We start from the raw sequence: 21,279 nt of genomic DNA, 5'->3' as shown, positions 1-21,279 counted from the left end.
TAAAGTCGGAATCTCGCACATGAAATTGGCGTTTACAGGTTAAGCACCAACCGTTGTTACCAAACATACAAGCAATTGTGTGTGGGAGTACGAAGATGAAAATTTACGCTCTTAACCTGTTCTTAAAAAATTGAATATCACTGCTTAACTAAATTATATACAGATGAAAGCAAAGTAATTGATTGTTATATGTCTTTCCTGTGACAATTATCATAAATACTTGTAATAGTAACTTTATAAAGACAATAATTACCAAAAATTGGCAATAATATGCCTGAGAGATAGTATTTAAGCAGTTTCTGATAATAATCAATACTCTATCTGATATTTATCATTTATCCGCCTTTAATTCTTGTCTATTCTTGTAATAAAAAAATAAAAAAATGAAAACAAGTATAGCAGTATTTAAGTCACATCAGGACGCGGTTTCTTCCCTGGTTTTACTTAACGAAAATAGGTTTCCCCTTAAAAAAGTATCGCTTATGGGAAAGGCCGAGATCATTGACGATAAAATTCATGTCCGGTCGAATGAACCGCTTATAGAGACTCCGGTTATTGCAGGAAGTATATTAGGTACAACAATAGGTTTGTTAAGTGGTATCGGTTTGTTTGCTATTCCGGGATTGGGATTTCTTTTTGGTGCAGGTGCGGTTATCGGAGCCATCTGTGGTTTTGACCTTGGTTTGGTTACAGGAGGTTTAGGCACTCTTTTGCTGCAAATGGGTATAAAAAATGAGTATGCTGTTCAATATGATGAATATGTGAAAGATGGTAAATTCCTTTTGATGATAAATGGCACTAATGAGGAAATAGAAACGGCGAAAAGGATAATGGGTAAAAGGCATATTGGTTATGATGTACATGATTATAAACAGGTAGCATGAAATTAAGTACAGATAATAAAAAGCATTTCGGCAAGGTGTCTGAACAAATTAAAAAATTCAGGAATATCACGTTATCTGATCTCGCAATTGTTGGGGGGAAAAATTCTTCTTTGGGCGAAATGTTCAGCCGGTTAAGTTCCAAAGGAATCAGAGTTCCTGATGGTTTCGCAACGACGAGTTATGCGTATTGGAATTTTTTGGAGAAGAATAATATTAAGGAGAAACTTGCGGAGCTGATGAATGAGCTTGATAAAAAGAGCTTCTCTAACCTGAAAGAAACAGGGGCAAAAGCCAGGCAACTGATTCTTGATGGACGAATGCCTGATGATCTGTCTACATCAATTATTCTTGAATATGAAACGCTCTGTAAAAATGACCAGTCTGGAGAAGTTGCTGTAAGAAGCAGCGCCACTGCTGAAGATCTCCCTACAGCGAGTTTTGCCGGTCAGCATGAATCTTTTTTAAACATAAAAGGAAATGAATCATTAATTAAAACGGTTCAAAAGTGTTTTGCCTCACTGTTTACCGACAGGGCTATTAAATACAGGGAAGACAACGGTTTCGGCCACATGAATGTGGCACTATCAGTAGGGGTTCAGAAAATGGTTCGTTCAGATAAATCGTGTTCCGGTGTTGGTTTTACTTTGGAGCCGGAAACAGGTTTCAGGAATATTATTCTTATAACAGGAGTTTGGGGCTTGGGAGAGAACATTGTTCAGGGAGCTGTTACACCCGATGAATTCTGGGTATTCAAGCCGACATTGAGATCCGGAAAGAATGCTATTGTTTCAAAAAAATTGGGTGCGAAGGCTAAAACAATGATCTATAGTGCCGAGAATGGGCAAACTATTGTAAATGTTGAAACGCCATTAGAAAAACGGGAGCAATTTGTATTGAGTGATGATGAAATAACAACATTGGCGAAATGGGCACTTATCATCGAAGAACATTATGGAAAGCCTATGGATATTGAATGGGCAAAGGATGGTATCAGTGGAGAACTTTTTATTGTGCAGGCAAGGCCGGAAACCGTTCAGAGCAGAAAAGATCCTTTTATTTTAAAGGAGTATAAGCTGGCCGGGAAAGGTACGGTTTTGGCAACCGGTTTGGCTGTTGGCAATAAAATTGCTTCAGGGAAAGCAAGAATACTGCAATCTCCTGCTGAATCGGATAAGTTGTTGCCCGGAGAAATTCTGGTGACTGAAATTACGAGTCCGGATTGGGATCCGATATTGAAAAAGGCCGCTGCTATTATTACCAGCAAAGGCGGACGAACAAGCCATGCTTCAATTGTTGCAAGAGAATTGGGTGTTGTTGCTGTGGTGGGTGCCGGAGATGCCATTTCAAAAATTAAAGATGGCCAAACCATTACTGTTTCCTGCGCAGAAGGGAAAGCCGGTTATATATATGATGGCTTGCAAAAATGGACTGAGAATGAAATTGATTTCAGGAATATTCCCATGCCAAAAACAGATCCCATGTTGATCCTGGGTGATCCGGATAAGGCGTTCCAGCTTTCATTTTATCCCAACAAAGGGGTAGGCTTAATGAGACTGGAATTTATTATCAGCACGCTTGTGAAATTTAAGGAGCTTAAGGATGAAAAGGTTAAAAATGAAATAGAAGCTATCACACATCATTATCCGGATAAGGAAAAGTATTTTACAGATAAGCTGGCACAGGCTGTGGCAACCATTGCATGTGCGTTTTATCCGAAAGATGTGATTGTGAGAATGAGTGATTTCAAAACAAATGAGTATGCTAACCTTATAGGCGGACAGGACTTTGAGCCAAAGGAGGAGAACCCAATGATAGGTTTTCGGGGTGCTTCAAGGTATTACAACGAAAGGTATAAAGAAGGTTTTCGCCTGGAATGTGAAGCAATGAAAATAGTGCGCAATGAAATGGGCTTAACTAATGTTAAGTTGATGATCCCTTTTTGCCGTACGGTGAATGAGGGAAAGAATGTTGTGGAAATCATGGAGAATTATGGACTAAAGAGGGGTGAGAACGGATTGGAAATTTATGTGATGGCAGAAATACCAAGCAATATTATACTTGCGGAGGAGTTTGCGAAAATATTCGATGGATTTTCAATTGGTTCTAACGACCTTACCCAACTTACATTTGGGATTGACAGGGATTCATCCATAATAAGTGATCTCTTTGATGAACAGAATGAGGCTTCGAAAAGGATGATAACAATGGTAATACAAAAGGCGAGGGCTTGTGGCAGAAAAATAGGTTTATGCGGGCAGGCACCAAGTGATCATCCGGAGTTCGCTGAGTTTCTTGTGGCGCAGGGTATTAACAGCATATCATTTGCCGCTGATGCCCTTATTGGCGGAATTGAGAATATGAATAAGGCAGAGAATAAATTAATAAGGAATACTGAAGATGATCGGTTGATTCCTGCATAAAACTTTTTGCACCATAATCATTTTTGTTTAAATTGGGTATATCATTAAAACCTAAAACCAGATAACATGAAAAAAATTATACTGATTTCTACACTGCTTGTACAAACAATACTTTATGGACAAGCCATACCAAATGGCACGTTTGAAACCTGGAATTCGACACCATATAACGAACCTGATGGATGGTATTCCGGGAATATGGAATCCATCCGAAAGATGGGTGTTGTTTGTGTTACAAAGGTAGCTGGATTTGGCACCAGTGGATTCGCGGTACGGATGGAAACAAAAGTGGTTGGCAGTGATACCTCCCACGCATACATTTCGAACTCCCAGGGGGATCCCCTTTCAGGAAAAGGCGGGGCACCTTACTCTCAGAAACCTGCAAATATCACAGGCTACTATCGTTACAATCTTCCCGTAAAGGATACAGCTTTGTTTTTTGTAATATTCAAGAAAAATGGAAGTATTGTAAGTAATGATCTGTTTAAAATAAGAGGAACAGGAAGTCAAAGTACATTTGCATCATTCTCTTTTCCGCTTACACTTGCTGTTACCCCTGATTCGGTTATTATTGCGGCTGCAGCGAGTAACCTGATGTCAAATGTGGGTGTTCAAAACGGTAGTTTTCTGGAGCTGGATAAATTAGTTTTTACCGGAACAGGCATTACTCAGCAGGTTTCGAACAATGAATTTGAAAACTGGACGACAAAAAACTATGATATTCCCGGAGGCTGGGAAGTGTGGGGTGATGGAGTAACTAAAACAACAGACAAATATGCAGGCAGCTATGCCATTCGATTGGAAACAACAAGCGATCATGGAGCAAATTCATCAGGGATAACAACAGGCCAAATGACACAAAAAAGCGGACCTGCCGGAGGTCGTCCTTATACAATGATGAAGGACACACTTTGTGGTTATTATAAATACACATCTATGGGTAGTGATACTGCAAATGTCTATATTTCACTTACAAATAAAGGTACAAACGTTGGAGGCGGAGCTAAATGGCTGATCGCTGCGACAAACTATATTTATTTTGAAGTTCCTTTCCAGGCTGGTGTTGCTCCGGATACCATACGTATAGATTTTCAATCGTCGCATTGGCCTACACAATCAGTTAACAGCGGAAGTGTTTTGTTTGTAGATAATTTGTGGCTGAAATCTTCACCACTGGGTATTTTTGAAAATGAAAAACGGAGTCTGGAAAGTTATTCTTATCCAAATCCTGCTAAAGATATTTTATCTGTGAGGTTTGAAAAAAGCATTTACAACTCAATTACATTGGTTATGTATGATGCGATCGGGAGAGAAGTTAATATGGGGGATATCACCATCAACACAAACTCATTACAGGTAAATATCGCAGATCTTCCTTCAGGAATGTATTTTTATATAATCAGAACAAGTGAAGAATCTTTAGGAAATAAATTTATTAAGCAATAAAATAACACTGATATAAAAATGAGAGGGTTGCATCGTTATGATAGCAGCCCTTTCCGGTTTTTTGAGGAAATACAGAGATTAAAGATTATTGTGCAACCCAGCCCCCATCCACGGCTATTGCATCTCCTGTTATAAACGACGCACCATCCGAGCAAAGCCAGATCACAGCGTTTGCCACTTCCTCCGGCTGTCCTAACCTGCCAATAGGTTCCATGTTCGCAAACTGTTTTTCTATTTCTTTATTCTTACCGGTAAAACGATCGATCATTGGTGTTTTAATTACACCAGGGCATACCGCATTAATACGAATCCCCAGTTTGGCATATTCAAGCGCCGCAGTTTTAGTAAGCCCTATCACACCATGTTTACTAGCTACATAAGCAGGCAAGCCGGGAAAACCAACCAATCCTGCTATAGATGCACAATTTACAATGGCACCCCTTTCCTGCTTAAGCATTTGCTGAATTTCATATTTCATACATATCCACACTCCTTTTAGATTAACACCAATGGTGCGTTCCCAGGTTTCTTCAGTACACTCATGGGTAGGAGCAGATGCTCCTTCAATTCCCGCATTATTAAAGGCATAGTCAAGGCGGCCATAGGTAGAAATAGTCTTTTCTATCATTGCTTTAACATCCGCCGCATTTGAAACGTCACATTTAACAAATAGTGCGGTTCCGCCTTTTGCCTTTATCAGGTTGAGTGTCTCATTATCTTCAATACAATCAGCAATTACAACTTTTGCGCCTTTATCGGCAAACGCAATTGAAGCAGCCCTTCCGATCCCGAAGCTGCCACCGGTAACGATGGCTACTTTGTTTTCAAATATTTTTTCCATGTTTTCATTTATTTGTTAGTGAGCAAAGGTATTTATTGCCATATTTATGAGGATGATGACAGTCACTCAATAAAGTGATTGATATCATTCTGAAATTTCAGGAAAAGGTCAACTAGCGGGAGTGTATTTGAGAAATATGATATTATAGACTAACATAGCTGAAATTATGTCGATTGGAAAAAATAAACAGTTAGACGGACTTGATGAGGGACAGGCAAAATTGGCTTTGCAGCAGAATGGGTATAACGAACTTCCTTCCACCAGAACGAAGTCCTCTTTTTCCATAATTCTGGGTGTGTTAAAGGAGCCCATGTTCATTCTTCTTATTTCGTGCGGCACACTTTACATTTTATTGGGTGATGTTGGAGAAGGTTTGATGCTGATGGCATCGGTTGTAATTATTATCATCATTACTTTTTACCAGGAGAAAAAAACAGAGCGGGCATTGGAAGCCTTACGTGAATTATCCAGTCCCAGGGCTCTGGTTATAAGGAATGGAAAGGAGAAGAGAATTGCAGGACGCGAAGTTGTGGTTGGAGATCTGGTGATAGTGCAGGAAGGGGACCGTGTTTGTGCTGATGCCATAATTATAGATGCGCTCAATTTAAAAATAGATGAATCGCTTTTAACAGGGGAGTCTGTTGCGGTAAGAAAATCAGAATGGGACGGAAAAAGTTCATTTGCTTTTCCTTCGGGTGACAATTCTGCATTTGTTTATTCAGGAACTTTAGTCATACAGGGTCATGGAATAGCAACAGTGATCGCCACCGGCATGAATACTCAATTCGGGAAAATAGGTAAATCCATAGAGGAAGTTAAAGAAGAGCCCACCTTGCTGCAAAAGGAAACCGGACAAATAGTTAAAACTTTTTCCATTATTGGTTTTGGGGTATGCATTTTGCTGATCATTGTTTTTGGGATAACAAGGAATGACTGGCTGCATGGAATTCTTGCCGGCCTTTCATTGGCCATGGCCATGCTTCCTGAGGAGTTTGCTGTGGTACTTACCATATTCATGGCTATGGGAGCATGGAGAATGTCGAAGAAAAATGTACTTACACGTAAAGCAGCTTCCATAGAAACACTTGGCGCCGTTACCGTATTATGTGCTGACAAAACAGGAACACTCACACAGAATAAAATGAGTGTCCGGAAGCTCTTTGCCGGCAGGAAATTTCTGAATGTGAATGAGGAAGCCGGATTTGAATTACCTGAAGAATTTCATCAATTGGTTGAATATGCGATCCTGGCCAGTCAACGCAGTCCTTTTGATCCGATGGAACGTGCTTTTCTCAATTTAGGTGAAAGGAAGCTGGCCGGAACCGGGCATCTTCATAATGATTGGAAACTGGAAAAAGAATATCCTTTGTCTGCTGAGCTGCTAGCCATGTCTCATATATTTAAAGCCCCCGGTGAAAATGAATTTGTGATCGCCGCAAAAGGATCACCGGAGGCCATTGCAGATCTGTGCCATTTTACCGCATCACAATCGGAAGAGTTGAAAATGAATATTTCGGCTCTTGCTTCCGAAGGATTAAGGGTATTGGGAGTTGCGAGAGGGTTGTTTTCCGGCTCAGGTAACTTACCTGCGCAACAGCACGATTTCAATTTTGAGTTTATCGGATTAGTGGGACTCGAGGACCCTTTAAGAGAAAGCGTAAAACAGGATCTTGAGTTGTGTTACAAAGCGGGTATACGGGTTATCATGATCACAGGTGATTATCCCGTTACAGCTCAGAATATCGCACGAAGGATGGGTTTGAAAAATGCCGGTGAGGTTATTACCGGAGATGACTTGGGTGAAATGAATGAATTGGTGCTTCGCGAAAAGATCAGGACCACTAATATTTTTGCCCGGGTTGTACCAGAGCAAAAACTGATGATAGTTAATGCTTTGAAAGACAATGGTGAGATTGTCGCCATGACAGGAGATGGAGTTAATGATGCTCCGGCTCTGAAAGCTGCGCATGTCGGTATATCAATGGGACAGCGGGGAAGTGATGTGGCCCGTGAAGCGTCTTCTCTCGTTTTACTCGATGATAATTTTTCCTCTGTTATTTCAGCTATACGGATGGGACGGAGGATTTATGATAATATGCAAAAGGCCATGAGCTATATTTTTTCAGTCCATGTGCCTATAGCGGGGTTGACATTAATTCCTGTTTTGTTTTTCCATCTTCCTATAATTCTTTTTCCTTTACATATCGCTTTTCTTGAACTTATCATTGATCCTGCATGCTCACTGATTTTTGAAGGTGAAGAAGAAGAAAAGGATATTATGGATCGTCAACCCAGGAAGACCGATCAGCCGGTTTTCGGGGTCCGGAGAATCGTATTGAGTTCGTTGCAGGGAATATCTGTATTGATTTTTTCACTGGCGGTTTACCTTTTTGCCATGTATCTGCAGAGGCCCGAAGATGAAATTCGCGCGCTGACATTTACTACCTTGATCATCGCAAACATCGGACTGATACTCGTTAATCGATCACATACAAGAACCATCATTGAAACTTTCAGGGAAAAAAATACATCAGTAAAATGGGTAGTCGGGGGGGCAGCGGGTTTTTTGCTCTCTGTTTTATTTATCCCTTCTTTACGCAAGCTCTTTCACTTTGATATTCTTCACTCCGACGACCTGCTGATTTGCTTTTTAGCGGGGACATTGAGTATAATGTGGCTGGAGTTGATCAAGGTGTTCAATCGGAGAAGATCTGACAAAGCATAATATATGTACTAAGCCGAATGCACCTGTTGTATTAGTTACCCTCCATAGACCTTTTTGGCAAAACTATAATGAGCCGGGTTGAGCGGCAGCAATAATGTGGAAAAAATTCAGAGTGTTTTAGACATTTGTTCACAGATAAACTCCCGATGCCATACACCGGGAGCTTGTTAGATTATTGAATTCAGTTTGTCACAGCCGATTCCTTTTTACGGCTTTCAAAGTATTTTAAAAGCAAATCGGGGAGTTTCTCGAAGGCGGCGTTTATTCCACTCGGACTTTTAGTTGAAATAAATTGGATCTGCTCCGCGCGTGAAATTAAAAAACCGATCGGGGTCATTCCCATCCCGGCACCCCCACCGCCGCCTTCACCTTGTCCGTGCTTAGGATCGTTTCCCATACCTTCGCCGCCTCCGACTCCCATTCCCAGTGCTATTACAGGTACACAGCTGAATTCACCAAGTTTAAATTCTTTGCCGATAATTGTTTCTGTTTTTGCTTCGCTCTTTAAGAACTCAGTCATTCCTTTGATCAATTCTTCAAAATTTGTTTTCATGTTGATTTGTTTTTATTTATTGTTTAAAATAAGCCTTCAGGATTCTGAAAGCATTGTTTTTAAGAGTCAATGCGATTTCTGTTTTTCCAAGAAAATTGATCTGGAATGTTTTGCCGGTTATTGCGCTAAGTGGATACATCATGGGAAATAATTCTCCATTCAGGGCCATATTGCCCGTATCTATATTTGCATAAAAATTTTCCACTTTGAATGATTTAATTATAGAAAAGAAACGATGAAAACTGGGTCTGAATGCAGTTGATTTTTGTGTTTTTGTTTCTTTTTCCATTGTTTTCTTTTCAAATCCATTAAAAGACAATTTTTTTCGTATTCCGAAAAGACATATTTCCGCATGACCGGACAGATTATCTGTGATCCAGCACACTGAAAATACCGGCACAATGCGAAACCGATAGAGGTTGTAACGGGAGTCTATTTCCAATAAGAGTGGTGCAAATAACAGGTATATCATCAGGCAAAAGAAAATTAAAGTTGTAATAACAAGAAGGTTGATCAGCATATTGAAAACCAATTGCACAAATATTAAAAGTATTGAATGAGAAGAGGATGATTTTGATCAATGAGTGAACTGATTTTGATCAGGTACCTGTTTATTGTCCGGAATTGGAAATGGTCCTTGGAATTGCTGTGAAAACAGAATGACATTATTCAGTGCCCATGCAACCCGGCAATAATGGCCATAAATCTTACATCTGTTATGTGCAATGATGAGTTGTATGATTATTAGGAAATAGATGAAGTAATATTGCGTAAGGCATCAGTGATGCACAAAATGACAATGCGCCTTAATTGATTTAACCATTAAATTTTGGGGCCATGAAAACTAAACTTAAACCCGCAACAAAGCAAAAGATAAAAACTTCTGTTAAAATTTTGCTGGCCACATTTGGCATGACCGTGTCTGCTCTTATTTTGTTTTTAATCATGTCGCAGCCTGAGCTTCCATCAGCTCAATCGGCCTCCTTTAATTCCGGAAATTGCCTGACGTTTAATGGGCTTACTACAGGTGTGATTTTTACGGACAACGATTTGAATTTGTCATCAGGAAATACAATGTCAGTGGCAACATGGGTTAAATGGGGAAGCAAATCCGTTGCAGGTTCCTGGGCGAATGTAATTACTTTGAACAATAGCAGTGGCAGTGGAGATGCCGGCCAATTCTGGCTTCAGCATAACAATAGCAACTCTCAATTCGAATTTGCCATCCAAAACAAATTCTCGGAAAGGTCATTTGTTCAGAGTACCACTAATCCCTCAGAAGGAAAATGGTATCATGTTGCCGGAGTTTATGACGGAGGCTTTATTAATTTATATGTCAATGGTATTCTTGAAGCGCGTACAGTCTTTACAGGAGATATAAATAATTTACAGGGGAATTTTAAACTTGTTTTTGGCAAGTCGGCAAATTCAGGTAACAGTTACCGGAGATTTAATGGAGATATTGATGAAGTTTCAATTTGGAACTCCGCACTTACCCAGGAACAGGTTCGGAGCATAATGTGCAGAAAACTTGTGGGAAATGAAACGGGGCTTGCCGGATACTGGAGGATGAATGAAACCTCCGGATCAGTTGTAACCGACCTTACTTCAAATTACAGAAACGGAACCAGTGTAAATACAAGTATCACATTTTCAGGTGCGCCCGTCGGTGATGCAAGTTATTACGCATATGGCAGTTCTTCTGCTTCAATGAAAGATCCTGTCTTTGGAGATTCGCTTACCGTTAATAATTTCAGTTCAGCTCCGGCCGGGCTACATATATACAGAATAGACACTATTCCGAATACATTAAGTCTGCCAACCGGGTATGTCAAGCTGAGTCAAATACATTATTATGGTATTTTTATTGTCAATTCTACCGGTGAAACCTACAGTGTTACCTATAGTTATAAGGGGCATCCGGGTGTGCATGACGGGTTATTTCTCGGGTTGCTTAGTCGCACTGACAATACCATATCCGTATGGCTCGATCTGTTGGCCACACTCAATGTTGCAAACAATTCTTTATTTAAAAATGGCCAGACAGGGAGAAATGAATATATTATTGCCAGCAAAAATATTATAAACCCGCTTCCAATTGAGCTTATTGAGTTTAATGCTGTATGTGAAGGAAATAAGGTATATATAAAATGGACCACTGCCTCAGAAATAAACAATGATTTTTTTACCGTTGAGCGTACGGTTGACCGTGCGGATTTCGAAACTGTTGCTATGGTGAAAAGTCCCGGTACCACCTCGGGTAAAAAAAGTTACTCAGTGATTGATGAAAGTCCGTCGCCGGGAACCTCCTATTACAGGATAAAACAAACTGATTTCGATGGTAAAACAGAATCATTTAGCTTAACTGCGATCAACTTCTCTAAACAAATTGATGAATCATTTGAATTGGCCAAAGCATACCCCAATCCATTCAATAAAGAATTCAGTATTGATCTCAATTGTAAAAAGGAAATAGTATTAAATATGAAAATAACAAGTCCGGATGGAAAGGTAGTTAAAGAAGATGTGTTCAATTGCAGTGAAGGGAATAATACATATACTTACTCAGGCTATTCAGGATTAATGAATGGAAATTACATCGTAAATTTTTGGGATGCCAGTGGATGCAAAGTATTTACTAAACTCATCAGGAAGGAGTAATAATCTGAACAGGATCATGTTTCAGAAAAAATAATATCCTCGTTCCTGATGATATCGGTTTCTGAAATAATTGCCGCACGTTCAACAACTGCTTTCAATTCTCTGATATTTCCGGGCCATTGGTGTCTGAGCAGAGTTTCAAAAACTTCCTTGTCAAATGATTTGGTTCAGATACCGTTCTGTGAACAGAATTCTTTCAAAAAATATTTGGCCAGAATGATCACATCATTTTCCCTTTCTTTTAGAAGAGGCAGGGTGATCAAAAAGCCCTGGAGCCGGTAGTACAGGTCTTCTCTGAACTTACCTTCTTTAACAAGAGAATTTAAGTTTTTGTTTGTCGCCGCAATAACACGCACATCGAGTTCAATTTCTTTGTTACTTCCAACCCGGGTGATTTTTTTCTCCTGCAGCACACGTAATAAGCGGGTTTGCAGGTGCAGACTCATGTCACCTATTTCGTCAAGGAATAAGCTTCCTTTATTCGCTTCTTCAAATTTGCCGATTCTGCGGGCTTCCGCGCCGGTAAATGCGCCTTTCTCATGTCCAAAAAGTTCACTTTCTATCAGGTCTTCAGGTATTGCAGCCATGTTCACTGCAATATATGCAGCTCCTTTCCTGGGAGAATTGTAATGAATCGCCTTGCCTATTAATTCTTTCCCTGTACCGCTTTCTCCGGTAACAAGTACCATCATGTTTGTTTTTTCAACTTTCTGGATCAGTCGAAGTACGTTCAGTATCGCCTTGCTTTCACCTATGATCTTATAATACTTTTGCCTGTCACCTATTTTTTTTTGCAGCGATTCAACCTCTTTCCTTAAGCGTACATTCGCACTTAAATTTTTAATTGAATTAAGTACCTGTATAAGGCTGTCCGCTTTTTTTATAATGTAATCCTTAGCCCCGTTCTTATAACACTGAACCACTATTTCTACTTCAGATTGGCCGCTTATAATTAAAGGAATAATATTCTTATCAATACGTGTAACTTTTTTAAGAATTTCCAGGCCATTATGATCAGGAAGATTAAAATCAATTGTAACAATATCGGGCTTTGCATGAAGCGCTTTAAGAAAATCTTCGCCATTTACAAAATGAGTGATGTTATAATTGTCATTATCCTCTAATCCGAGCTGAATGGTTTTAGCATATACAGGATCATCTTCAAGAATAAAGATCTGCACGGGGAATTTGTTTTCCATTTAAATGAACATTTTCAATTTTCTTTTTTTTGCCAGGTGATCATGATCTCAAATTTATGCTTTTCCTGTAAGCCGGCTATGTATTTTATATAATATATGACCGATGTAAGAAATGGCGTTCTTTTGCGCATATTAAAACCAACATTCGCCATACACTTGCGTATACAAGTTAAATTTAATAATGAATAGTTTGGAACTTCAAACGATCATTTAACATAAGCCGCTCAGATATGAAAACTGCTATCCTAACCGCCAAAAGTGCCACCCCGTTTCAACTTGGAAATTATTACCTTGGAGAGGCCGAGCAGAAAGAAAAGCTGGGTCCACTTACAAAGCTGGCAGCCTTTATATGCGACGCTCCAATATCAGTCATCACACTTTCCGATAAAAGCGGGCAGCGTCTGATATCTAATTACGGATTGAACATTAAGGGCACCGCACAATGCGCTTCCTTTTGCCAATATACCGAGAAGGCTAAGGGAATCTTTGAGGTGAGAGATGCACAAGCTGATAAGCGTTTTCCCTTTGGTTAAGGGTTATCCGCATATTCGTTTTTATACCGGAATGTCGCTGATCAATTCAGAAGGACAAACTCTGGGTTCATTGTGTATAGTTGATACAGTGCCCAGGAAGCTGACACTATCACAGAAAAGAGGATTGGAAACGCTCGCAGGGCAGGTTGTGCTGCATTTTGAACTCAGGCAGCAAAGAATGCAGATGGAGGTAAGTGAACGTTATTATCGCGAAATATTCAATCATACCGAGGGTTTATTTTGTACGCATGACATGGAAGGCAACATTCTATCGTTGAATCCTGCCTCCGCAAGATCAATGGAGCGCACTGAGGATAGTCTCATCGGCGTGAATCTTTCTGAACTGCTCGCTCCCTATTTGAAGACAATGTTCGGCGATTACCTTAAACAGATCGCGACCCAAAAAGTAACTGAAGGCGTAATGCACGTTATTTCAGCAACAGGAAAAGATCGTTATTGGGCATATCGGAATGTACGTATAGATAACCCGGGAAAACCGTCCTACGTTGTCGGGCTTTCGCAGGATATTACAGAGCGCATCCGGCTGGAAAAGGAACTCAAGAAGGCAAAAAAAGATGAAGTCGAATTGCGTAAATCAAAAGAGGTTTTTTTTGCAAGCATGAGTCATGAGTTGAGAACACCTTTGAACGCCATTACCGGGTTCACGAAATTGCTGTTTAAAAAAGATCTTCCGAGAACGGAAATGAAGTACATTAATGCCATTCACTCTGCAGGTCAAAATCTGCTGGCGGTTGTTAATGATATTCTTGATATAGGAAGACTTGAGGCTGATAAAATGGTCTTTGAGGAAATTCCATTCGACCCGCGTGCTGTTATTTCTTCTGTAATTGATCTGCTTAAATTCCAGGCAAAGGAAAAGGGAATACGGATTATTAAAAGGATTGATGCAAATGTGCCTGCACTTGTTTCGGGAGATCCTGTCAGGCTAAACCAGATATTGATCAATCTTGTTGGAAACGCAGTGAAATTCACCGAAAAGGGACGCATAACCATACAGTTGATTAGCCGGGAAAATGAAGCAGGTAAAACATTTTTCATTTTTTCAGTTAAAGATACCGGCATTGGAATTGCAAAAGACAAAATTCCTATGCTATTTAATATTTACTCACAGGGAGGTACTGACATTAACAGGAAATACGGCGGAAGCGGACTTGGGCTCGCTATTGTTAAACAATTAGCCGAGAAGCAGGGTGGCACAATTGCAGTGAAAAGCCAATTGGAAAAGGGAAGTACTTTTATTGTTGCAATTCCATATAGGGCGGAGGTAAAAATTGATAAACCTGTAAAACAGGGTAATGTATCCGGGCAGGTAAAAGCGTTAACTGATCTGAATATTCTGCTGGCTGATGATAATATACTGAATCAGCAATTGGGCATTGATGTGCTGCAAGCGGCCGGTCATGTTGTTGAAACAGTGAGTAACGGGCGTGAGGCAATTGAAAAGATCAGTCGGGGTAAATTTGATGTGATCCTTATGGATATAAATATGCCCGAAATGAATGGTGTTGAAGCGACTACCTATATAAGAAGCAGGCTGGAATATCCTTTGAGTGATATTCCGGTCATAGCCCTCACTGCCGGAGTAACGGATCAGGAAATAAAGAAACTTATGGGTGCGGGGATGAATGGCTACATAGCTAAACCTTTTGACCCTGGTCTTCTCATAGAGAAAATTAACTCATTGCTGAATAGCGCAAGCCGGGACGAAAATTCTATGCGAATTAAAAAAGACACTCAACCCGGGAATGAAATAAAATCAGCCATTGATCTTGGTTATTTAAGCCGGGTTTTAAATGGAAAGAAGGAATTTATCACTGAAGTGATCGGCCTGTTTATTAATAGTGTTCCGTTAACTGTTTTAGATATTGAAACTTCATATAAAAGCAAAAATTGGGAGGAATTGCGAAGAGCCGCGCATAAAATAAGATCCAGCCTTACCACGATGGGAATGGAAAAAACAGCTGCTCTTGCGGAAGCGATTGAAACGGATGCCGGCCGCGAAGGGAATAAAGTAATGATGGCTCCTACGATAATGGCGCTTTCCATTCAATGTTCAAACGCGATAAGAGATCTGAGAAAAAAGATGATTAAACTTTCCTGATGTCATCCCTTTAAATTACACTTAACTTAATATTAGCTGATCATGGCGCTGTTAAATTTACATTTACACTGCAGCCGTTCTTATCTTTAATATTTATAGTGTAAGCTCCGGTACATAAATGATTTTTGTATCTTTTATTATAACCATCGGGCCAGGAGTAGGAGTAAGGGCTTGTGCCTCCTGCGGCAGTAACCATTATCCATTCTTTGCAATCACAGCCAATGCAGTTGGAAGAACCTTTTCTGAATTGTCCTGCCAAAGAAGGAGGAGAAATGAGTGTAGTTGTTGAGGTTGATGTACAGCCTTTGCTGTCTGTAACTTTTACTGTGTAGGTGCCTTGTGCTAAACCTGTTGAGGTTTGTGTCGTCTGTCCATTGTTCCAACTGTATGTATAAGGTGAAGTGCCACCATCACCTGTCGCTGTGGCTGATCCCGTTCCACCATTGCAACTTATGTTGGTTGATGTAGCATTTGCTGTAACTGCAGGGTTAACGCTTACAACAGATGTTGAGGTAGCGGTTAATCCTCCGGCGTCAGTAATTGTTACTGTGTAGGTGGTTGTGTTTGGAGGGCAGGGGCTAATGTTTGCAGTTGTAGCGCTTGTGTTCCAAAGGTAAGTATAGGGTAATGTTCCGTTACTTCCAGTCGCTGTTATGGTAGGACAAGGAGTTGTACCATTACACATTGTCGCTGAATTTACGCTGGCGGTAATATTTGTACAGGGGTCATTCAGAATTGTAAAATATAATGAGTCTATTTTTCTGCATATTTCCGAAATAGTAACCGAATAATTTCCCGGGCAAAGATCAGATATATGATTGGTAGTATTACCTGTATTCCAAAGATAGGAATATGGTTTACCCTGATCGCAATCAATGTTAATGGAGACCTCCCCGTTACATGAACAAGCGGCATTAACCTGTGATGGTATAAATGTAACAGGAGATTCAAGTTTAATTATAAAGCCATCATGGCCCCCGTTTTGAGAATTATCATAGTACGCGCCGCCTCCGGGGTTTAACGTTGGCTCTCCACCACCCGAAAAAAATTCTCCCGTTATAAAGACATTACAGTTTTGATCGGTTGTAATTGCCCTGGGAAAATCTACCGGCGTAGCACCAAAATAGGTAGACCATTTTAAAATATGAGCTCCATTAAATTCTGCAATATACAGGTCGAAGCTATTATTCCACGTGCTATTAACATAATTTCCGCATATAGCACCTGTAATCGGCAAGTCACCGGTAAAGGCGCTATATGTATAATATAAAGATCCGTTACATGTGGATAAAAGGCTGTTTCCATGTTGACTATCACCTGGTCCGGCCCCGCCAAAATAAGTACTCCAGGTCATATTATCTGTATTATTAAAATGAGCGATAAACATGTCATAGGTTCCGGCTAGTGTATTATCAAAATAAGCGCCATTGCCCGGATCCAATGTTTGGAAATCGGTTGAATAAGTCTGCCCTTCAACATAAAAGCCTTGGGCAACACACGAGTCAATTGCAATTGATACTGTGAAATCTGAATTGTTTCCCCCGATCAAGGTGGCCCATAGCCTGTTACCGTTATTATCAAATTTAAGTAATATCCCATCTGAACCGCTAATGGTATTATCGAAATAGCCCCCGGAATTCTGTAGTGGAAAATCGGTTGATTGAGTTCCTCCCGTAACAATCACATTTCCTGCGGCATCATTTAAAACTTTCTGCGGATTATCAGAACCACTTCCTCCGTAAAGAGTAGCCCATAACCTGTTGCCACTATTGTCGAATTTGAGGAGGAAAATATCCGTGCTACTTACAGAATTGTCAAAAAAGGTTCCGGCATCCTGTAAAGGGAAAGTAGGGGATTTGGTGCTGCCAACAATAAAGACGTTTCCTGAATTGTCCGAACAGATAGACGTAGCTATTTCAGTCGGTACAAAATCAAAATTACTTCTGATCATATCGCCCCCATAATAAGTAGCCCATAACCTTACTCCATTATTATTAAATTTTATTATACCTAAATCCTCCGTTCCTCCAAGTGTATTATCAAAGTAGGTTCCGGCATTTTGAACCGGAAAATCTGCGGCAAGGGTATTCCCTACCACAAAAACATTTCCAAATACATCTACCGTAAGATAAACGGCAGCATCCTTTTCTTCCCCGTTTCCACCATAAAAAGTACTCCATAGCATAACTCCCGAATTGGAAAATTTAGAAATAAAATAATCAGTCTGGCCGCCCATTGTGCCATCAAAATAAGTCCCGGCATTTTTAACGGGGAAGCTTGCTCCTGAACTGGTAACATAACCTGAGATAAACAGGTTTCCTGATTGATCGGTTGCCGCATCACAGGGGCCATCCAGTCCCGTACCGCCGAAAAATGTACTCCACTTTAATTTAGGGTCAATAACCAACGGAATTGTGTGATCGTAACTTCCGCATCGAAAAGCGATTCCATGATCATCAACTTTTAAGAATGATGACGGAATTTCTGATCCATCCTTCTGATAACACTGCGGCGCTTCCTCCCGGATATGCCCAAGAGGTGTGCTTAGCACAAGACTTCCGTTCCGATCAACAGCTACATCGCAATATTTATATTTCAATTTTATTCCTGATGGGTCTCCTCCCGGGTTTACAATAAAGTCATATTTTAATTTATCGTCATATGAATATATAACCCAGTCAATGTGAGGATAAACGTTTTTCACGGTAATTTTCCGATAAGCTCTTACATAATATATCCCTTCGGGGCAATAATTGTAAAAGAAATTGTAATGCCCTTCAAGTTTATCTGATTTAATAATATTTTCATTATCAATAGTTGCTCCTTCCAGTAACATATCCACCCGGCTGTACTTTGCCAACGCGTCCTCATCTTCCCTGAATTTCTCAGGAGAATCCCGTTCAACTTCTTCATCCTTTTTTTCGGGCTGTTTAATCAATAAATAACTTAATCCCCATTCGGTAATATATACGTCAATTCCGGACTGACTAGATTTATATAGCAGGTATGGTGCATTATCAGAGTTCTCATCCCTGAATTGTCCCCTGTTTTCAACAAATGCCATACCCCGCCTTTGCAGACCGTGTTCAGACAGGGATGACTTGCTGCCTGAGGCGATGGGTTTCTGGACGGCAGAATTACGGATATTCTGCAACACCCCTTTAGCATTAGTATGTTGAGCACTGATAATGCCTGTAAGCAGTCCAACAAGAATAATTACAAATATTATTTGGGGTTTATTGCTGTAATGTTTGTAGAACATTTTTATCATTTTAAAATTGTTTGATTATGAAATTATGGTGTGTTGAGACTAACATTTATACTACACCTATTTTTATCCATTGCAACTTACTCAAAGTTTTTAAAATTCTCGAACAAAAATTTTTATTATATTTGAGTTCTATTTATTTATTTTAGATTTAATTATCCTCATTTTTATAAATTTTCAAATAATAATATTCATAATTATTTGAATTCTAATATGAAATCTGACCAACTTTTTAGTCTCATTAAATCACTCAATAAAAGCGAAAAAAGGTATTTTAAGCTTTTTCTTTCCCTGCAAAATAAACTTGGCGATCATTATGAATTGTTATTTAATTGTATTGAACAACAAGTATATTACAGCGAACAGGAGATCAAAAAAGTCCTATCAGCACATTCTTTTATCAGCCGGTTTCCGTATGAAAAAAACCGACTGTATAACCTGATACTTATTGCCCTTCGACGCTATCATTCAGGTAAAAGTGCCGCCGGGGAGGTCAGAGAGCTATTAGATTTTGCCGAAGTATTATTCAACAAAAAGGAATATAGGCCAAGCTTAAAAATGTTGCTGAAGGCTAGAAAAATTGCGCAAAGTCATGAATTATTCACCTATCTGATTGAAATAGCCGAATTGGAACAAAATGTTATGTTTGAACTGGTAAATATTAATTGGTTTGAAGAACACTTAAATACAATAAACACCTATGTTGAAAACATTATCTGTAACATCAGGAATTTTCAGGGATATAATAATCTAAAGATGAAGTTCCTGCTCACTTACCATAAAACCGGCAGCGTAAAAAGTAAAAAGGAGCTCAGCATTTATAATGCAATTTTTAAAGCTCCCCTGCTTACACACGAAAGAAAAGCCTTGTCGGACAAGGCGAAGGTCGCGTTGTTGTTTTTGCAGGCATCGGGGTTTTATGTAAAGGGTGATGATGTCGGCGCTTTTCATCGCCTTGCAAGACTGAAGAACTATCTGGGAAAAGATAAAAATAGGTTAAGACAGCACCATCATTTGTACGAATATGTCGTGGGGAATATGCTCGAAGTATGCAGTAGCATACAAGATGAAAAAAAAGCGATTTTACTCTTCAGGGAATTTAAGGATCAGGTCGTCGGGAGTAATGCTGTTTCCGCTGGCAAAAAAATATTTCTTGAAGCAAGATATTACAGCAAATTCATTCGCTTTACGCGTTTATCTACGCTCGCAGAGAAAAGAATTGATATTAACAGCCTGCTTAAAGAGTCTGAAATGTGGTTTTCCCAGGTACAAAAGCATCTCAACCCGGTTCATTTGTTCCCTTTTCTTTTGGAAATGAGTTATATCTATTTCGCTTTACAGAACTATCGTCAGTCATTAAAATGGATACAAGGAATAATCAACAAGCCTGTAAAAGGTTTGTGGAGCCATCTCCAGTTATACGCGAAACTTATGGAAGTTCTGATGCTTTATGAATTGAAGGAATTTGATTTAATACCCTACCGTATACGATCCCTGCAAAAGTTTCTTAAACAAAGCGATAAGGATTTTCTTATTGAAGATAAGATTCTTTTATGTATCAGGGATCAATTGACTGACAAAATTTCTGATAACGATAGGCAACAGTTGTACAAAAATTTAAAACAGGAAATTATCAACTTGAAAAAAAACCCGAAGAAAGATGCTATCCCCGCCTATTTCAACTTTGTTGTTTGGCTCGAATCGAAAGTAGAAAACAAACCCTTTGCCGATTTACTAAGAAAAAGAGCGAAACAGAAAAACAATCTCCCTCCCTTGGGATAGACTTGAGCCAATTATTATTATCAACTTCCCTTATCCATATTCTCCGTATTATTACGGTACTGACAAATTAATATCCACACTACACTCATTCTTATCTCCCGAGTTTGACACTTGATTTTTAACAATTCAGCAATGATAGGGGTTTGCTGGCATGGGGTTAGGTTTGTGCCACTACATTTTGGGTTCTGTCTTAAGAATTTTTGGTGGGATTTGCATTCCTAAGGTTTTAAAGAGTTCCACTCCGTTTTGTCCAATATCTGTTCTGATCCAGATGCGCTTTGAAGAAGTTTCAACCGGAACAACCATTACACTTGCTAACTCCTGTATGGCTGTTGGAACGGTAAGTGCACGTTCCCGGATGAGATTTTCATCTATGGCTTTTGATTTCAGTTTAATTTTTTTCTGCCGAAGCTTTTTTGTGAGATAAGCCTGGCACAGATAGGCCAGGAAACAAACGGTCAGGTGTCCGATGATACGCTGGTTAGTCCAGTGGAAGATTGGTCTGATACTAAACCGCTAACAAGTCTGACTTAATCCAATTAAATCCACAAAGGGATTTTAACACCTTTCTTTCCTTGGTCAATTGCCATAATTTTTGTTGAAGATGCTCTTCTACGTGATCAATACTTTTGAAGGTATGGTTATTGAATTGTTTTTGTTCTCTCATGTAGTCCCAAATATTTTCAACTGGGTTTAATTGTGGAGAGTAGGGCGGCAAGAATAATAATCTTATGTTGTTTTGGAAGTTTTAAGTCTTTGCTTTTGTGCCATCCTGCCCCGTCCAGTGTCAGTATGATTCGATTGTGCTTAAAGTGATTGGAGAACTCATGTAAAAATGCATTCGT

General features: G+C 39.6%; 13 protein-coding genes and 1 pseudogene. 8 read left to right on the top strand and 6 right to left on the bottom strand.

Annotated elements, in window-relative coordinates; all coding sequences use genetic code 11:
* Positions 1–383 precede the first annotated feature (383 nt).
* The 3 genes from HYU69_07475 to HYU69_07465 all read left to right on the top strand — a co-directional run bounded on the left by HYU69_07475 (position 384) and on the right by HYU69_07465 (position 4,750).
* Positions 384–884, top strand: a complete 501-nt coding sequence (locus HYU69_07475; GenBank protein ID MBI2270182.1) for a hypothetical protein — start codon at positions 384–386, stop codon at positions 882–884.
* A 35-nt stretch (positions 885–919) separates the two neighbouring features.
* Complete coding sequence (ppsA, locus tag HYU69_07470; GenBank protein ID MBI2270181.1) at positions 920–3,304, top strand: phosphoenolpyruvate synthase; 2,385 nt, start codon at positions 920–922, stop codon at positions 3,302–3,304.
* A gap of 66 nt (positions 3,305–3,370) precedes the next feature.
* The gene (locus HYU69_07465; protein MBI2270180.1) at positions 3,371–4,750 is read left to right on the top strand and encodes a T9SS type A sorting domain-containing protein; all 1,380 of its coding nucleotides are present in this window, start codon (positions 3,371–3,373) and stop codon (positions 4,748–4,750) included.
* Positions 4,751–4,835: 85 nt separating this feature from the next.
* Here HYU69_07465 and HYU69_07460 read toward each other — a convergent pair whose 3' ends face one another.
* Positions 4,836–5,591 (bottom strand): SDR family oxidoreductase, encoded by a 756-nt coding sequence (locus HYU69_07460; protein MBI2270179.1) that lies wholly within the window; start codon positions 5,589–5,591, stop codon positions 4,836–4,838.
* 163 nt (positions 5,592–5,754) lie between these two features.
* On the opposite strand from HYU69_07460, the gene HYU69_07455 reads away from it, so the two are divergent.
* The gene (locus HYU69_07455; protein ID MBI2270178.1) at positions 5,755–8,316 is read left to right on the top strand and encodes a cation-translocating P-type ATPase; all 2,562 of its coding nucleotides are present in this window, start codon (positions 5,755–5,757) and stop codon (positions 8,314–8,316) included.
* 181 nt (positions 8,317–8,497) lie between these two features.
* Here the strand turns inward: HYU69_07455 and HYU69_07450 are convergent, their stop codons facing one another.
* Complete coding sequence (locus HYU69_07450) at positions 8,498–8,869, bottom strand: GerW family sporulation protein (protein ID MBI2270177.1); 372 nt, start codon at positions 8,867–8,869, stop codon at positions 8,498–8,500.
* Positions 8,870–8,885: 16 nt separating this feature from the next.
* The gene (locus HYU69_07445; GenBank protein ID MBI2270176.1) at positions 8,886–9,389 is read right to left on the bottom strand and encodes a hypothetical protein; all 504 of its coding nucleotides are present in this window, start codon (positions 9,387–9,389) and stop codon (positions 8,886–8,888) included.
* A gap of 317 nt (positions 9,390–9,706) precedes the next feature.
* Between HYU69_07445 and HYU69_07440 the strand changes: the two genes are divergently transcribed.
* Positions 9,707–11,530, top strand: coding sequence for a LamG domain-containing protein (locus HYU69_07440; protein ID MBI2270175.1), 1,824 nt, complete (start codon positions 9,707–9,709; stop codon positions 11,528–11,530).
* Between the two features lie 167 nt (positions 11,531–11,697).
* Here HYU69_07440 and HYU69_07435 read toward each other — a convergent pair whose 3' ends face one another.
* Positions 11,698–12,729 (bottom strand): sigma-54-dependent Fis family transcriptional regulator, encoded by a 1,032-nt coding sequence (locus HYU69_07435; GenBank protein MBI2270174.1) that lies wholly within the window; start codon positions 12,727–12,729, stop codon positions 11,698–11,700.
* A 230-nt stretch (positions 12,730–12,959) separates the two neighbouring features.
* Between HYU69_07435 and HYU69_07430 the strand changes: the two genes are divergently transcribed.
* Together HYU69_07430 and HYU69_07425 are read left to right on the top strand one after the other, a co-directional pair.
* Positions 12,960–13,262 carry a hypothetical protein gene (locus HYU69_07430; protein MBI2270173.1) on the top strand — a complete coding sequence of 101 codons (303 nt, stop codon included), beginning with the start codon at positions 12,960–12,962 and terminating at the stop codon, positions 13,260–13,262.
* Positions 13,228–15,384: a response regulator gene (locus tag HYU69_07425; GenBank protein ID MBI2270172.1), complete on the top strand. Its 2,157-nt coding sequence runs from the start codon at positions 13,228–13,230 to the stop codon at positions 15,382–15,384. Before HYU69_07430 ends, HYU69_07425 begins: the two co-directional genes overlap by 35 nt.
* Positions 15,385–15,424: 40 nt before the next feature.
* On the opposite strand, the gene HYU69_07420 is transcribed toward HYU69_07425, so the two are convergent.
* Entirely contained in the window at positions 15,425–18,646 is a 3,222-nt protein-coding gene (locus HYU69_07420; protein MBI2270171.1) for an SBBP repeat-containing protein, read from the bottom strand.
* A 219-nt stretch (positions 18,647–18,865) separates the two neighbouring features.
* Between HYU69_07420 and HYU69_07415 the strand changes: the two genes are divergently transcribed.
* Positions 18,866–20,434 (top strand): hypothetical protein, encoded by a 1,569-nt coding sequence (locus HYU69_07415; GenBank protein MBI2270170.1) that lies wholly within the window; start codon positions 18,866–18,868, stop codon positions 20,432–20,434.
* Between the two features lie 508 nt (positions 20,435–20,942).
* On the opposite strand, the pseudogene HYU69_07410 reads toward HYU69_07415, so the two are convergent.
* Positions 20,943–21,173 (bottom strand): annotated as a pseudogene (locus HYU69_07410) (transposase).
* Between the last annotated feature and the right edge of the window lie 106 nt (positions 21,174–21,279).

The sequence above is a fragment of the Bacteroidota bacterium genome (genome assembly GCA_016183775.1).
Lineage (GTDB): Bacteria > Bacteroidota > Bacteroidia > JABDFU01 > JABDFU01 > JABDFU01.
Note: the sequence above shows the minus strand (reverse complement) of the source record. Positions and strands in the feature narration are given on the sequence as shown.